Origin of the sequence: Pseudonocardia abyssalis, assembly GCF_019263705.2 — a bacterium.
In the GTDB taxonomy this organism is placed as follows: Bacteria; Actinomycetota; Actinomycetes; order Mycobacteriales; family Pseudonocardiaceae; genus Pseudonocardia; species Pseudonocardia abyssalis.
Window position 1 is genome coordinate 430108 of sequence record NZ_JADQDK010000001.1, and the last position, 14756, is coordinate 444863.

Consider the following 14756-nt stretch of genomic DNA (forward strand, 5'->3'; position numbering starts at 1 on the left):
ACCGTGAGGTCCCTCGACGCGGGGTCTCCGGGTGGAGACCCTCCCCGAACGGGGAGGTCCCGTCAACAGGGAGCGACCGGGTCGACGACGCGTTAGCGTGGGATTCATGCCTGGATCGATTCTCGGTACGTCCGTTCGGCGGGTCGAGGACATCGACCTCCTCACCGGAGCGAGCACCTACGTCGGCAACCTCGTCCTCGACGGGATGCTGCACCTCACCTTCGTCCGCTCCCCGCTGGCTCACGGCCGCATCACCGGGATCGAGACCGCCGCCGCGGCGGAGGCCCCCGGTGTGGTCGCCGTGTACACCGCCGCGGATCTCGACCTCCCCGCGCACCACGGGCTGATGGTGCTCAACCCCGACCTGCCCCGGCCGCCGCTGGCCACCGACCGCGTGCGGTTCGTCGGCGAGGCCGTCGCGGTCGTGGTGGCCGGCACGCAGGCGGAGGCCGTCGACGCCGCGGAGCTGGTGGAGGTCGACTACGACCCGCTGCCCGCCGCGGTCGACCCGGAGGAAGCGCTGGCCCCGGACGCCCCGATCCAGTACCCCGGCCGCACCGACAACCTGGCCGGCGGCGCCCGCAGCGACGCCGACCCGCTCGCCGACGCCGAGGTGGTCGTGCGGGCCCGGATGGTCAACCAGCGCCTGGCCGTCATGCCGATGGAGGGCAACGCGATCGCGGTCCGCCCCGACGGCGAGGACCTGGCGATCTGGGTGTCCACGCAGATGCCGCACGGGTTCCGCACCCAGGTCGCGGCACTGTTCGGGCTGGAGCCCGAGCGGGTGCGGGTGATCGCGCCGCACGTCGGTGGCGGGTTCGGCGGCAAGGCCGGGGTGCTCGCCGAGCACACCACGGCCATCGCCGTCGCCCGTGCGCTGGGCCGTCCGGTGCGTTGGGTCGAGACCCGCTCGGAGAACCTCGTCTCGATGCCGCACGGCCGCGGCCAGATCGCCTACTACGAGCTGGGGCTGACGCGCGCGGGCAGGATCACCGGCCTGCGCGCGCGCGTCGTCGCCGACTCGGGGGCGTACGCCGGGTTCGGCGGCGCGCTCGCGCTCGGCCCGACGTACACGATGAGCCAGGGTGTCTACGACATCCCGACGATCGGCTACGACGCCGCCGCCGCGCTCACGACGACCACGCCGATGGGTGCGTTCCGCGGCGCCGGGCGCCCGGAGGCCACCGCGCACCTGGAGCGGATCATGGACATGGCGGCCGTGGAGCTGGGCATCGACCCGGTCGAGCTGCGACGCCGCAACTTCCTCGATCCCGCCGCCTTCCCGCACACGACGCTCTCGGGAGCGCGCTACGACGTCGGCGACTACGACCTGCCGCTGCGCGAGGCCCTGCGTCTGGTCGACGTCGACAAGGTGCGCGAGGAGCAGGCCGCCCGCCGGGAGAGCGGCGACCCGGTGCAGCTCGGCATCGGCGTGTGCGTCTACGTCGAGATCACCGCGGGCGGCGGGGGATCGGAGTTCGGCTCCGTCACGATCCACACCGACGGCACGGCGACGATCTCCGCGGGCACGTCCGGGCACGGCCAGGGCCACCCGACGGCGTTCGCGATGCTCGCGAGCGACCGCCTCGGCATCCCGATGGAGAAGTTCACGTTCGTCCAGTCCGACACCGCGCTGGTGCCGCGGGGGAGCGGGACCGGGGGTTCGCGGTCGCTGCAGCTCGGCGGCAACGCGGTGCTCGTCGCGGCCGACGACGTCCTGGAGCAGGCCCGCAGCCGCGCCGCAGCCCTGCTGGAGGCGGCCGAGGACGACGTCGAGCTGACGCCCGACGGCGAGTTCGGCGTCGCCGGGGTCCCGAGCGTCACGGTCACCTGGGCACAGGTCGCGAGCGCGGGCGAGGAGATCCACGCCGGCCTCGACTTCCGCCAGGACGGCGCCACGTTCCCGTTCGGCGCGCACGTCTCGGTCGTGGAGGTCGACACCGACACCGGGAAGGTCACGCCGCTGCGCCACGTCGCGGTCGACGACTGCGGGCGGATCCTCAACCCGCTGCTGGTCACCGGGCAGCAGCACGGCGGGCTGGCGCAGGGCGTCGCGCAGGCGCTCTACGAGGAGGTCGTGTTCGACGCCGAGGGCCAGCCGCTGACGGCCACGCTCGCCGACTACCGGATGCCCACCGCGGCCGACCTGTTCACCTTCGAGACCGCCAACACCGAGACCCCGACGCCGCTCAACCCGCTGGGGGCGAAGGGGATCGGCGAGTCCGCGACGGTCGGGGCCACCCCGGCGGTGCAGAACGCCGTCGTCGACGCGCTCACCCCGCTCGGGGTGCGGCACGTCGACCTGCCGTGCACCCCGGAGCGGGTCTGGCGGGCGGTGCAGGACGCCCGTGCGGGCACCCTGCCCGACCCGTGGCGCGAGCCTCCGGCGATCTTCGCGACGCTCCCGGTCCGCGGGGGAAGGGCCGCGGCCCCGGAGGGCGGGGAGATCTGAGGGCGGGCCGCGGCGGTGGAGCGGGGTCAGCACGTGGGTGACGGCGACGCGGCGGCGTCGCGGGGGGAGCCCGAGCGCAGACGCAGACTCGCCGCCAGGCCCAGCGCCAGGAACGCGCTGGCCGTCCGCGCCGCGGTGCGGGCCCCGTCGGCGAGGGCGGCGACGGCCGCGGTGGCCGGGTCGGGGGCGAGCCCGGCGACGGCCCCGCCCGCTCTCCCGCACGGCGTCGACGGGCCCGACCGTGCCGCGCCGCGCCGAGCCGTGCGGTGAGGCTCCGGCCCGGCTCGGTGAACAGCACCGACCCGAGCACCGCGATGCCCAGCGCCGAGCCGAGCTCCTGGGCGGTGGGCGCCGAGGCCGCGGTCGTCGTCCGTTACCTGCGCGGCGTCGCCGAGGCGATGCGGCGCTACAGCGCGGGTGACCCCCTCCGTTCCGCCAGGTGCGGACCGCGATCGGGTGGCTGCTCATTGACGCGTCGCGGTGGCTCCAGAAGGGTGTGACGCGACCCACACGCAGTCCACATGAGGAGTCGATCCCGTGAGTTCGTCCATCGACAAGGTCCTGCAGGACGCCGTCGACGCCGGAGCCGTACCGAGCGTCGCGGCGATCGCAGCCGACCGGAACGGCGTCATCTACGAGGGCGCGGCGGGCCCGAAGGCGGCCGGCAGCGACGACCCGCTCACCGTCGACACCCACTTCCGGATCATGTCGATGACCAAGATGGTGGCCACCACCGCCGCGCTGCAGCAGGTCGAGAAGGGCACGCTCGACCTCGACGCCCCGATCGCCGACTACTGCCCCGAGTTCGCCGACGTCCAGGTCCTCGACGGCTGGGACGGCGACACCCCTCGGCTGCGCGCGCCCGCCAGCGCCGCCACGGTCAAGCAGCTCGTCACCCACACCTCGGGCCTGGGCTACTGGTTCTGGAGCGAGGACCTGGTCAAGTGGGAGGCCGCCACCTCCACGCCCAACGTGCTCTCCGGCGCCAACGTCGTCTTCACCGCACCGCTGCTCGCCGACCCGGGCACCGCCTACATCTACGGCATCAACACCGACTGGCTGGGCAAGGTCGTCGAGGCCGCGAGCGGCACCACGCTCGATGTCGCGATCAAGGACGGGATCACCGGCCCGCTGGGGATGAACGAGACCGCGTTCGCGCTGAACGAGGGCTGGAAGGACTCCACGACGCCGGTCCACGTCAAGGGCGAGGACGGGAAGTGGATCGACTCGGGCATCGAGCTGAACCAGACGCCGGAGTACTGGGCGGGCGGCCACGGGCTGTACTCCACGCCGCGCGACTACATCAAGTTCCAGCAGGCGCTCCTCGGCGGCGGCGAGTTCGGCGGCGTGCGGATCCTGCAGCAGGCCACCGTCGACCAGGCCTTCACCAACCAGATCGGCGACCTCGACTTCCCGGCCGCGATCCCGACGGCCGACCCGGCCTCGACGTACGAGTTCAACGCGGGACCCGGCTACAAGTGGGGCCTCGGGCTGCTGCTCAACACCCAGGACGTCCCGGGCATGCGCCGCGCGTACAGCGGGGCGTGGGCGGGTCTGTGCAACACCCACTTCTGGGTGGACCCGACCACCGGCATCTGCGGCTCGATCTACTCCAACTTCCTCCCGTTCGTCCCGCCGGAGGCGCTGCAGCTCTACGCGGACTACGAGAAGGCCCTCTACGCCTCGCTCTGACCGGTCTCCGCCCGCCCCCGGATGCACCCCGGGGGCGGGCTGGGCGAGACTTCCGGCGTGACACCCGCGACGGAGGAGACACGATGAGGCTGGCCACGATCCGCACCGCCACGGGGCACCGTGCGGTGCGGGTGGACGACACGACGGCGGTGGAGACCGGTGACGCCGACGTCCGCGCGCTGCTGGAGCGCCCGGACTGGGCCGCGCACGCCGCGGCGGCCGCCGGCCCGTCCCACGACGTCGCGGGCCTGGACTACGCGCCGTTGGTCCCGTCGCCGGAGAAGATCGTCTGCGTGGGCCTGAACTACCGCGACCACGTGCTGGAGATGGGCAACGAGCTGCCCGAGTACCCCACGCTGTTCGCCAAGTACGCGCCGTCGCTGGTGGGCGCGCACGACGAGATCGTGCTGCCCGCGGCGTCGGAGAAGGTCGACTGGGAGGCCGAGCTGACCGTCGTCATCGGCACCCCGGTGCGCCACGCCGACCGCGAGCAGGCGCAGGCGGCGATCGCCGGCTACACCGTCGTCAACGACGTCAGCGTGCGCGACTTCCAGCGTCGCAGCAGCCAGTTCCTGCAGGGCAAGACGTTCGAGCACTCGACGCCGATCGGGCCGTGGCTGGTCACCCCCGACGAGCTGCCCGACGGCGGCTGGGCGATCTCCACGACGCTCGACGGCGAGACGATGCAGAGCTCCTCGACCTCGGAGCTGGTGTTCGGGGCGGTCGACCTGGTCGTGTACCTCTCGGCGATCCTCACCCTCAACCCCGGCGACGTCATCGCCACGGGCACGCCCGGCGGCGTCGGCCACGCCCGCAAGCCCCCGCGCTACCTCACCGACGGCGCGGAGCTGGTCACCTCCATCGCCGGGGTCGGCGAGCTGCGCAACACCTGCCGCAAGGAGAAGCGGTGACGCGTCTCGACGAGACGCTGGCCTGGGCGGGCGACGGGGCGGCCCACCTGCGCGGGCTGATGGCCCGGATGGGCGACGACGCGTTCGCCGCCCCGTCGGGCCTGCCCGGCTGGAGCCGCGCCCACGTCCTGACCCACGTCGCCCGCAACGCCGACGGCATGATCAACCTGCTGACGTGGGCGCGCACCGGGGTGCCCACCCCGGCGTACGCGAGCGTCGAGGCGCGCAACGCCGACATCGAGGCCGGCGCGACCCGCAGCCCCGCGGCGATCCGCGACGACGTCGTCGACTCCTCCGACCGGCTCGCGCTGGCCGTGCGCGAGATGCCGAAGCAGGCCTGGTCGGCGCACGTGAAGAACGTGCAGGGCGTGGAGATCCCGGCCACCGACATCCCGTGGCTGCGCGCACGCGAGATGTGGATCCACGCCGTCGACCTCGACGTCGGGGCCTCGCTCACCGACCTCCCGGTCCCGATGCTGGTGGAGCTCGTCGGCGACGTCGTGCGGGTCGTCGGCGCGAAGCCGAACTGCCCGCCGCTGCGGCTGGTCGCCTCCGACGCCGAGCACGGGTGGACCCTCGGCGACGGCAGCGGACCCGAGCTGAAGGGGCCCGCGGCCTCGCTCGCGGCCTGGGCACTGGGCCGCTCGCGCGGCAAGGACCTGCGCACGTCGGAGGGGAAGAAGCCCCCGGTCCTGCCGCGCTGGCTCTGACCGCCGCCGCGCCCGCGAGTCGCCGTTCCCACGCCCGCGAGTCGCTGTTCCCACGCCCGCGAGTCGCGGTTCCCACGCCCGCGAGTCGCGGGATTCCGGCCCGCGAGTCGCGGGATTCCCGCCCGCGAGTCGCGCCGCACCCGGCCGTGGCAGGCTGCCCGAGTGACCGCCCGTCCTGACTTCGCCGCCGTCCGTGCCGAGTTCGGTCTCCCGGACGTGTTCCCGCCCGCGGTGCTCGCCGAGGCCGCCCGGGCGGCGGCGCGTCCGCCGTCGCCGGGCCGGCTCGACGCGACCGACCTGCTGCTCGTCACGATCGACCCCCCGGGGTCGAAGGACCTCGACCAGGCGGTGGGCGTCGCCCGCGACGGCGACGGCTTCCGCGTCCACTACGCGATCGCCGATCTCGGCGCCGTCGTGGAGCCGGGCGGTGCTCTCGACCGCGAGGTGCTGCGCCGCGGCCAGACGATGTACCTGCCGGACGGTTCGGTGCCGCTGCACCCGACGGTGTTGTCCGAGGACGCCGCGAGCCTGTTGCCCGACGGCCCGCGCGCCGCGGTGCTGTGGACGATCGGGCTCGACGCCGTGGGCGAGGTGACCTCGGTCGACGTGCGGCGCGCGGTCGTCCGCTCGGCTGCGCGGCTGGACTACGCGGGCGTGCAGGCGGACGTGGACAGCGGGCGGGTGCACCCTGCGATCGCCGCGCTGCCCGAGCTGGGGCCGCTGCGACGCGCGCTGGCCGTCGCGCGCGGCGCGATCGAGCTGGAGCTCCCCGAGCAGGAGGTGCTGCCCGACGGCGACGGCGGCTGGACGGTGCAGGTGCGTCGGCGCGTCGACGTCGAGGACTGGAACGCGGAGATCTCCCTGCTCATCGGTATGGCGGCCGGCGCGATGATGCTGGAGGGCGGGGTGGGTCTGCTGCGCACGCTGCCCGCGCCCGACGAGGGTGCGCTGGGGTCGTTCGCGAGGACCGCCGCCGGGCTGGGGTTCACCGTGGAGCCGACGGTGCACGCCGTCGCGACCCTGCTGGCCGGGCTCCCGCACGACGACGCCCCGGCGCTGGCCCTGCGCCGCGCGGCCACCACGCTGTTGCGCGGGGCGGGCTACACGGGTTTCGGCGACGGCGTCGCCGCGCCCGCCGACCCCGGGCACGGTGGGATCGGGGCGCCGTACGCGCACGTCACCGCGCCGCTGCGGCGACTGGTCGACCGGTTCGGCACCGAGGTCTGCCTCGCACTCGCCGCGGGGGAGGACCTCCCGGGCCGGCTGCGCGCGGCCCTGCCGACGCTGCCGGAGGTGATGAGCGCGTCCGACGCCACGGCCGCGGCCGTCGACCGGGCCTGCGTCGACCGCACCGAGGCCGCTCTGCTCGCGGGGCGGATCGGCGACGTGTTCGAGGTGATCGTGCTGCGGCCGTCGGCCGAGGACGGCGCGGCGGGCGAGGTGTACCTCGTCGACCCGCCGGTGCTCGCGCGCTGCGAGGGACCGTTGCGGGCGGGCGTCACGGCGTCCGTCCGGCTGACCGAGGCCGACCCCGCCACCGGGCGCATCACCTTCTCGGCCGCACGTAGCTGACCGGTGACTGAGCGTACCCTCACCTCGGCGGTACGAGGGTCCGCCAGGATCCGGAGGTCCGCGCGTGTTCCGCTACGGCATCGAGCACGAGGTCGCGCTGCTGCGCGCCGACGGCCGCTTCGCCGACTTCACCGACGTCGCGTACACCGAGGTGCAGTCCGTCGTCGACGGGCTGCCCGAGGACGCGGCCGACTACCCCGACCTGCGCGTCGGCGACCAGGGGATCAAGCACAAGCGGTGGTACGTCGAGGGCTACGAGCGGTTCGACGACGGCGGCGAGCTCGTCCGCTGCGACCCCAAGGGACTGGAGATCCGCACCCGTATCCACGACAGCGTCGAGGACACCGTCGCCGCGCTGCGGGCCGACCAGCACCTGCTCGACGCCGCACTGGCGGACGGCGACCTGCGCACGTGCGTCGTCGCGTTCAACCCGGTGCGGTCGGACTACGCGATCGAGCCGCCCCTGAACCCGTGGGAGGAGAAGCACCGGCAGGGTTCGCCCGAGGAGCGCACGGCGCACCTGCACATGCTCACCTACGGCCCCGACCTCAACCTGTCGGGCGACGAGATCGCCGATCCCGTCGACCTCGCCCGCAAGCTCACCCACTACAGCCCGTGGCTGGTGCCGCTGTCGTTCTCCTCACCGTTCCGCGACGGCAGGCCGTGGGGAGGGCTGTCGGCCCGCACGCACCTGCGCACCGGTGCCCGGCCCGCGGCGCTGGTGTTCCTCGCCTCCGAGGTCGGGCACGTGCCCAGCGACCCGTCGCTGACGCAGGTGGCGCGCCTGCCCGCCGAGATCGGGCGCATCGAGTTCAAGGCGTTCGACGCCTGCCCCGACCTCGACCTCTACGGCGAGCTGCTCAGCCTGCTCACCGGGCTGGCCCTCGACGACACGCTCCGGAACAGGCGTACCACTCCCGACGCGGCCGCCCACCGCCACGTCGCGGAGGTCGGGCTGGCCGACGACGCCGTGCACGCCGGCACCGGGGCGCTGCTCGACGCCGCGTCACGGGCGCTGGCGGGGCGGCCGGCCGACCTGGACCGGGTGGAGTCGCTGCGGGAGCGGTGGGAGCGGCGGTGGTGCCCGGCGCTGGACCTGCTGGCGTGCTGGGAGGCGGGGGAGCCGGTGGTGGGGCTGCGTCGGAGCCGGCCGAGCTGCGACGCGGGCCGGGCACGGGTCGGCCCCCGTGAGGCAGGATCAGCCCTGTGACGCGCACCGGCACCTCCCTCGCCCGGCTCGGGCTCACTGAGCCCTGGGCCGAGGCCACCCTCGGCGAGCTGGGGTGGTGGGCGGGTGACAAGCCGGTGGCGGGGGCCGAGCGGGTGATGTGGTCGCTGGCCCGCAGCCCCGACCCCGACCTCGCGCTGCGCTCGGCCGAGCGGCTCGCCGCCGAGCTCACCGACCGACCCGCCTTCGACGCCGCCCTGCGCGAGGACCCGGCGTTCCGCGGGCGGCTGTTCGGGCTCCTCGGCAGCTCCACCGCGCTCGCCGACCACCTGATCACCCACCCCGACCGCTGGCACCGGCTCGTCGGCGGCTCCGGGCCCGACCCCGCGTCCTACCCGGCGGCGCTGCTCACCGCGGTGGGGGCCGACCCGGACGCGCCGCCCGCGGGCTCCGCCGAGGGCGGGCGCGCGTCGCTGACCGGCCCGGCCGCGATCGAGGCGCTGCGCACCGCGTACCGCGACGAGCTGCTGGTGCTCGCCGGGTCCGATCTCGCCGCGGTCGGGGAGCCCGAGCTGCCCGTGCTGGAGGTCGACGAGGTCGCCGCGCACCTGTCCGACCTCGCCGCCGCCGCGCTCCAGGCCGCCATCGCCGTGGCCGCGGCCGAGGCGTTCCCGAACCGGGGCGACGCGGGCGAGGGACGCCTGGCCGTCATCGCGATGGGCAAGTGCGGCGGGCACGAGCTCAACTACGTCAGCGACGTCGACGTCGTGTTCGTCGCCGAGCCCGCCGACGCGCGCGCGGCGAAGCTCGCCGCCCGGATGATGCGGGTGGCGGGGGAGGCGTGCTTCGAGGTCGACGCGAACCTGCGCCCGGAGGGACGCAACGGCGAGCTCGTCCGCACCCTCGACGGGCACGTGTCCTACTACCGCCGCTGGGCCAAGACCTGGGAGTTCCAGGCGCTGCTCAAGGCCCGTCCGATCGCGGGCGACCCGGAGCTGGGCGCGGCCTACCTCGACGGTGTCGCGCCGATGGTGTGGAAGGCCGCCGAGCGCGACGACTTCGTGGCCGACGTGCAGGCCATGCGCCGCCGGGTCGAGGACCACGTCAAGCCCGAGATCGCCGAGCGCGAGCTGAAGCTCGGCCGCGGTGGACTGCGCGACGTCGAGTTCGCGGTGCAGCTGCTGCAGCTCGTCCACGGCCGCACCGACGAGGCGCTGCGCTCGCCCTGCACGCTGGAGGCGCTGGCCGCCCTGTCCGACGGCGGGTACGTCGCCCGCGACGACGGCGCGAACCTCGCCGCGTCCTACCGTTTCCTGCGCCTGCTCGAGCACCGGCTGCAGCTGCAGAAGCTGCGCCGCACCCACCTGCTGCCCGCCACCGACGACACCGACGGGCTGCGCTGGCTGGCCCGCGCCGCACGGCTGCGCCCCGACGGCCGTCGTGACGTCGTCGGCGTGCTGCTCGCCGAGTGGACGCGTAATGCGCGCCGGGTGCGCCGGCTGCACGAGAAGCTGTTCTACCGCCCGCTGCTCACGGCGGTGTCACGGCTCCCGGCCGACACCGCGCGGCTGTCCGAGCCCGCGGCGAAGGCCCGGCTCGCGGCGTTGGGCTGGGCGTCGCCGGAGGGGGCGCTGGGCCACCTGCGGGCGCTGACGGCGGGTGTCTCGCGCGCCGCGTCGATCCAGCACACGCTGCTGCCGGTGCTGCTCGAGGAGCTCTCCGGCAGCCCTGACCCCGACCGCGGGCTGCTGGCCTACCGCCGCGTCTCCGAGGCGCTCGCCGCCACCCCGTGGTACCTGCGCCTGCTGCGCGACGAGGGGCTCGTCGTCTCCCGGCTGATGAAGCTCCTCGGCACCTCCGCGCTGGTCCCGGACCTGCTCGTGCGCGCCCCGGAGGTGCTGCGCCTGCTCGCCGCACCGTCGGCGGGCCGGGCCGACGAGCTCACCCGCGACCCCGCGGAGGTCGCCGCGTCGCTGCGCACGTCGGTGGCCAGGCAGAGCGACCCCGACACCGCCGCGGCCACCGCCCGCTCGACGCGCCGCCACGAGATGCTCCGCGTCGCGTGCGCGGACCTCCTCGGCGAGCTCGACACCGAGCAGGTGTGCGCCGCGCTGTCGAGCATCTGGGTCGCGGTGCTGGAGGCGACGCTCGCGTCGGTGCAGCGGGCACTGGGCCCGACCGACCGCCCCGCCCGGATCTCCGTGATCGGCATGGGCCGCCTCGGTGGTGCGGAGCTGGGCTACGGCAGCGACGCCGATGTGCTGTTCGTCTGCGAACCCGTGGAGGGGGCGAGCGACCAGGAGGCCGTCAAGTACGCCACCACGGTCGCCGAGACCGTGCGGCGCCGGCTCGGGTCGCCGAGCCCCGACCCGGCACTCGTCGTCGACGCCGACCTGCGTCCCGAGGGCCGCTCCGGCCCGCTGGTGCGCACGCTCGCCTCCTACGCGGCCTACTACGCGCGCTGGTCGGAGCAGTGGGAGGCGCAGGCGCTGCTGCGGGCGCGCCCGATCGCGGGCGACGCCGACCTGGGGCGCCGGTTCGTCGAGCTGATCGACCCGATCCGGTACCCGGCCGACGGGTTGTCCGACGCCGCGGTCACCGAGATCCGCCGGATCAAGTCCCGCGTCGACGCCGAGCGGCTCCCGCGCGGCGCCGACCGCAGCCTGCACACCAAGCTCGGGCTCGGCGGGCTCGCCGACGTCGAGTGGACGGTGCAGCTGCTGCAGCTCCAGCACGCCGGCGACCTGCCCGAGCTGCGCACCACGTCGACCCTGGAGGGGCTGCGCGAGGCGGGGGAGGCCGGCCTGCTCACCGCCGACGACGTGGCCGCGCTGACCGCCGGGTGGACGACCGCCACCCGGGCCCGCAACGCGGTGATGCTGGTGCGCGGCAAGCCCGGCGACCAGCTCCCGCGGTCGGGCCGCGAGCTGGCCGCGGTCGCCGCCGCGCTGGGGTACCCGTCCGACGGCGACTCCGGGGTCTTCCTCGACGACTACCGCCGCGTCACCCGCCGCACGCGCGCGGTGGTGGAGCGGGTGTTCTACGGCTGGTGATATCGGGGTGACGGCCGTCGTAGCGTGGGCGCATGCCCTCCGTCGAGACCCTCGTGACGTTCGCGCTCGCGGGGATCGTCCTGGTCGTGATCCCCGGACCGAGCGTGCTGTTCATCGTGGGCCGCGCGCTGGCCCACGGCCGTCGCGCCGCCCTGACCAGCGTGGCCGGCAACACGACGGGCGCCGCGCTCGTCGTCGTCGTGGTGGCGTTGGGGTTCGGGGCGCTCGCGGCGCAGTCGCTCGCGGTGTTCACCGTGCTGAAGCTGGCCGGTGCGGCCTATCTCGTGTACCTCGGGGTCCAGACGTTCCGGCACCGCGGTGACCTCGCGGCCGCGCTCGGCGGCGCCGCGTCGGGCGCGGTCGACCGGCGCCTGTACTGGCAGGGCGTGGTCGTGGGCGCCACCAACCCGAAGGTGCTGATCTTCTTCGCCGCGGTGCTGCCGCAGTTCGTCGACGCCGGCGCGGGCGACGCCACCACGCAGATGCTGGTGCTCGGCCTGCTGTTCGCGGTGATCGCCGCCGGGCTCGACGCGATGTGGGGGCTCGCCGCCGGCACGGCCCGCGACTGGTTCGCCACCTCCCCGGCCCGGCTGCGGCGCCTGGGCGGGGCTGGTGGCCTCACGATGATCGCGATGGGCGTCGGACTGGCCGTGAGTGGCCGCAAGGACTGACCCACGCGGGTCAGGGGTGGGCGCGCAGGGCCGCGGCCAGCCACTCGAACGCCGGGACCTGCGGCGGGAACGGGTCCCAGCCGTTGAGCACACCGAGCAGGGTCCAGTAGCGCTCGACGCGGCGGTCGGCGAAGGTGTCGATCACCGCGGCCTGCCCGGCCCGGTCGGAGCCGGGCGGGGAGAGCCGGTCGACGACCGCGCTGGCCTCGGGGGAGTCCGGGGCGGTACCGGCGGCCAGCGCCGCCCCGGCGTGCTCCGCGACCAGGGCCGGGTCGATGCCCTCGGGGCGCTCCGCGGCGGACCCGGCGACGGTCATCTCCCGCACCCGCGCCAGGAACGCGGGGTCGGCGACCAGCTCGGCCAGCTCCACCCACGCCTCCACCTGCTCGGTGCTCGGGTCGTCGGGCAGCTCGGCGGGCAGGGTCCGCATGGCGTCGGCGATGCCGGCCCCGGGTGAGGCGGGGTCGGTGCCGGCGAACGCGGCGTCGACGAACCCGTCGATCATCCGGCGGCGCTCGGCGGCAGAGAGGCGGGCGAGGTCGTTCATCAGGGCGGCCTTCCTGGGGGAGGGGGCCCCGCGGGCGAGCAGCGTGCACACGGCGCGCTGGGTCCGCAGGACACGGATGCGGTCGTCGATGGCCCGGACGTGCGCGGCGGCCACGTCCTCGACGCTGCGGCGGCGGTCCAGCACCAGCCGCACCTCGTCGAGGCCCATGCCCAGCTCGCGCAGCGTCCGGACCAGGTCGAGGCGGGCGACGGCCTGAGCGTCGTAGCGGCGGTAGCCGCCGTCCGTGCGGTCGGTCTCGGGCAGCACGCCCTCGTCGGACCAGAACCGGATCGTGCGGACCGGCACGCCCGACCGGGCGGCGAGCTGCCCGATGGTCAGCTTCGTCATGCCGGTGAGCCTGGACCCTCCACCCGGTGGAGGGTCAAACCCGATTCGGCAGGATGGCGGCATGGAGCTGATCGACGAGGCCACCGCGGTCGTCACGCGGCTGATCGACGAGCGGCCCACGGTGCTCCTCGCACTCGTCCTCGCGCTGGTCGCGGTGCTGTGGTCCACGTCGTGGCGCTGGACGCGGACCGTCGTCACGATCGCGCACGAGGGCGGGCACGCGATCACCGCGGTGCTGGCCGGGCGCGGCCTGACCGGCATCCGGCTGCACCCCGACACCTCCGGGCTCACCGTGTCCACCGGCGCCCCGGCCGGGCCTGGGCTGGTGTTCACGTTCCTGGGCGGCTACCCGGCGCCGGGGCTGCTCGGGCTGGGCGGGGCGGTGCTCGTCGCCGCCGACCGCGCCGAGTGGGCGCTGTGGATCGCGCTGGTGCTGCTCGCGGCCACGCTCGTGCACGTCCGCAACCTCTTCGGGGTGATCTCGGTGGTCGCCACCGGGGTGCTCGTCGCGGTCGTCTCGTTCGCCGGCAGCCCACGCCTGCAGGACGGCTTCGCCACCGCGCTGTGCTGGTTCCTGCTGTTCGGCGGCCTGCGGGCGGTGCGGGAGCTGCAGCGCAGCCGGCGCCGCGGACGCCGCGGCTCGTCCGACGCCGACATGCTCGCCCGGCTGACGGGCGTCGCGGGCGGAATGTGGGCCGGGTTGTTCTGGTTGATCTCCGGCGTGGCGGTGATCACCGCGGCATGGGTGCTACTGGGATGAGGAACGCGATGAGCGACATGAACGACTGGAACGCGAAGATCATCGAGGAGTTCCGGGCCAACGAGGGCCGGGTCGGCGGCCCCTTCGAGGGCGCGGACATGATCCTGGTCCACCACGTCGGCGCGAAGAGCGGCATCGAGCGCGTGACCCCGCTGGTGCACTTCCCGCAGGCCGACGGCCGGACCGTCATCGTCGCGTCGAAGGCGGGTGCGCCGACCAACCCGGACTGGTACCACAACGTCAAGGCCAACCCCCGGTTCGCCGTCGAGGTGGGCACCGAGACCTACCCCGTCGAGGCGTCCGAGATCGTCGGCGACGAGCGCGCGGGTGTCTGGGAGGCGATCAAGGCCAAGAGCCCCGGCTTCGCCGACTACGAGCGCAAGACCGACCGCACGATCCCCCTGATCGTGCTCTCCCGCCTAGACTCCGCCGCGTGACGATCACCCTCGACCAGGCCCGCAGCATCGTCGACGCCGCACTGGCGCACGGCACCGAGCAGGGCTTCAAACCGCTGACGGTGGCCGTGCTCGATCCCGGTGGAGCACTCGTGGCCCTGGCGCGGCAGGACGGCTCCGGCTTCCTGCGCCCCGACCTGGCCACGGCCAAGGCGTCGGGCGTGCTCGCACTGGGCATGACCAACCGCGCGATCTCCGCCCGCGTCGCCGACGACTCGGACTTCTTCACCACGCTCGCGACGCTGACCGGCGGCAAGGTCGTGGCGGCTCCCGGCGGGGTGTTCGTGCACGACGCGGGCGGCGCCCTGCTCGGCGCCGTCGGTGTGACCGGTGACGCCTCGGCCAACGACGAGGCCGCGGCGCTCGCCGGGATCGCGGCGGCCGGGCTCGTCGCCCGCACCGGGGCGGAGGACTGAC

The 14756-nt window shown here is 74.8% G+C and carries 13 protein-coding genes; 12 read left to right on the plus strand and 1 reads right to left on the minus strand.

Features of this window, described 5'->3' with window-relative positions; all coding sequences use genetic code 11:
• The first annotated feature begins 106 nt into the window (after positions 1-106).
• From I4I81_RS02050 to I4I81_RS02090, 9 genes are all read left to right on the plus strand, one after another.
• Positions 107-2452, plus strand: a complete 2346-nt coding sequence (locus I4I81_RS02050; RefSeq protein WP_218615764.1) for a xanthine dehydrogenase family protein molybdopterin-binding subunit — start codon at positions 107-109, stop codon at positions 2450-2452.
• 33 nt (positions 2453-2485) lie between these two features.
• Positions 2486-2722 carry a hypothetical protein gene (locus tag I4I81_RS02055; RefSeq protein ID WP_218615765.1) on the plus strand — a complete coding sequence of 79 codons (237 nt, stop codon included), beginning with the start codon at positions 2486-2488 and terminating at the stop codon, positions 2720-2722.
• A 267-nt stretch (positions 2723-2989) separates the two neighbouring features.
• Complete coding sequence (locus I4I81_RS02060) at positions 2990-4144, plus strand: serine hydrolase domain-containing protein (protein ID WP_218603455.1); 1155 nt, start codon at positions 2990-2992, stop codon at positions 4142-4144.
• Between the two features lie 83 nt (positions 4145-4227).
• Positions 4228-5055, plus strand: a complete 828-nt coding sequence (locus I4I81_RS02065) for a fumarylacetoacetate hydrolase family protein (protein WP_218603454.1) — start codon at positions 4228-4230, stop codon at positions 5053-5055.
• On the plus strand, positions 5052-5765 hold the full coding sequence (locus I4I81_RS02070; RefSeq protein WP_226363694.1) for a maleylpyruvate isomerase family mycothiol-dependent enzyme: 714 nt from the start codon (positions 5052-5054) through the stop codon (positions 5763-5765). Before I4I81_RS02065 ends, I4I81_RS02070 begins: the two co-directional genes overlap by 4 nt.
• Positions 5766-5927: 162 nt before the next feature.
• Positions 5928-7337: an RNB domain-containing ribonuclease gene (locus tag I4I81_RS02075; protein ID WP_218603453.1), complete on the plus strand. Its 1410-nt coding sequence runs from the start codon at positions 5928-5930 to the stop codon at positions 7335-7337.
• A gap of 64 nt (positions 7338-7401) precedes the next feature.
• Entirely contained in the window at positions 7402-8547 is a 1146-nt protein-coding gene (locus I4I81_RS02080; RefSeq protein WP_226363695.1) for a glutamate-cysteine ligase family protein, read from the plus strand.
• Positions 8535-11558 (plus strand): bifunctional [glutamine synthetase] adenylyltransferase/[glutamine synthetase]-adenylyl-L-tyrosine phosphorylase, encoded by a 3024-nt coding sequence (locus tag I4I81_RS02085; RefSeq protein ID WP_218603458.1) that lies wholly within the window; start codon positions 8535-8537, stop codon positions 11556-11558. Before I4I81_RS02080 ends, I4I81_RS02085 begins: the two co-directional genes overlap by 13 nt.
• 32 nt (positions 11559-11590) lie before the next feature.
• Positions 11591-12229: a LysE family translocator gene (locus I4I81_RS02090; protein WP_218603452.1), complete on the plus strand. Its 639-nt coding sequence runs from the start codon at positions 11591-11593 to the stop codon at positions 12227-12229.
• 10 nt (positions 12230-12239) lie between these two features.
• Here the strand turns inward: I4I81_RS02090 and I4I81_RS02095 are convergent, their stop codons facing one another.
• Positions 12240-13124, minus strand: coding sequence for a helix-turn-helix domain-containing protein (locus tag I4I81_RS02095; RefSeq protein ID WP_218603451.1), 885 nt, complete (start codon positions 13122-13124; stop codon positions 12240-12242).
• 61 nt (positions 13125-13185) lie between these two features.
• Between I4I81_RS02095 and I4I81_RS02100 the strand changes: the two genes are divergently transcribed.
• Genes I4I81_RS02100 through I4I81_RS02110 form a run of 3 tightly spaced genes read left to right on the plus strand, consistent with a single transcriptional unit; the run spans position 13186 to position 14755 of the window.
• A complete protein-coding gene (locus tag I4I81_RS02100) occupies positions 13186-13884 on the plus strand; it encodes a M50 family metallopeptidase (RefSeq protein WP_218603450.1) in 699 nt (232 codons plus the stop codon).
• 8 nt (positions 13885-13892) lie between these two features.
• Positions 13893-14321, plus strand: coding sequence for a nitroreductase family deazaflavin-dependent oxidoreductase (locus tag I4I81_RS02105; RefSeq protein ID WP_226363696.1), 429 nt, complete (start codon positions 13893-13895; stop codon positions 14319-14321).
• Positions 14318-14755, plus strand: a complete 438-nt coding sequence (locus tag I4I81_RS02110) for a GlcG/HbpS family heme-binding protein (RefSeq protein ID WP_218603449.1) — start codon at positions 14318-14320, stop codon at positions 14753-14755. Before I4I81_RS02105 ends, I4I81_RS02110 begins: the two co-directional genes overlap by 4 nt.
• The last annotated feature ends 1 nt before the right edge of the window (position 14756 follow it).

Excerpts from the sequence above, each read along its gene's own strand:
- I4I81_RS02095 (WP_218603451.1), bottom strand. The coding sequence starts at position 13,124 with ATGACGAAGCTGACCATCGGGCAGCTCGCCGCCCGGTCGGGCGTGCCG.
- I4I81_RS02105 (WP_226363696.1), top strand. The coding sequence starts at position 13,893 with ATGAGCGACATGAACGACTGGAACGCGAAGATCATCGAGGAGTTCCGG.
- I4I81_RS02050 (WP_218615764.1), top strand. The coding sequence starts at position 107 with ATGCCTGGATCGATTCTCGGTACGTCCGTTCGGCGGGTCGAGGACATC.
- I4I81_RS02100 (WP_218603450.1), top strand. The coding sequence starts at position 13,186 with ATGGAGCTGATCGACGAGGCCACCGCGGTCGTCACGCGGCTGATCGAC.
- I4I81_RS02090 (WP_218603452.1), top strand. The coding sequence starts at position 11,591 with ATGCCCTCCGTCGAGACCCTCGTGACGTTCGCGCTCGCGGGGATCGTC.
- I4I81_RS02065 (WP_218603454.1), top strand. The coding sequence starts at position 4,228 with ATGAGGCTGGCCACGATCCGCACCGCCACGGGGCACCGTGCGGTGCGG.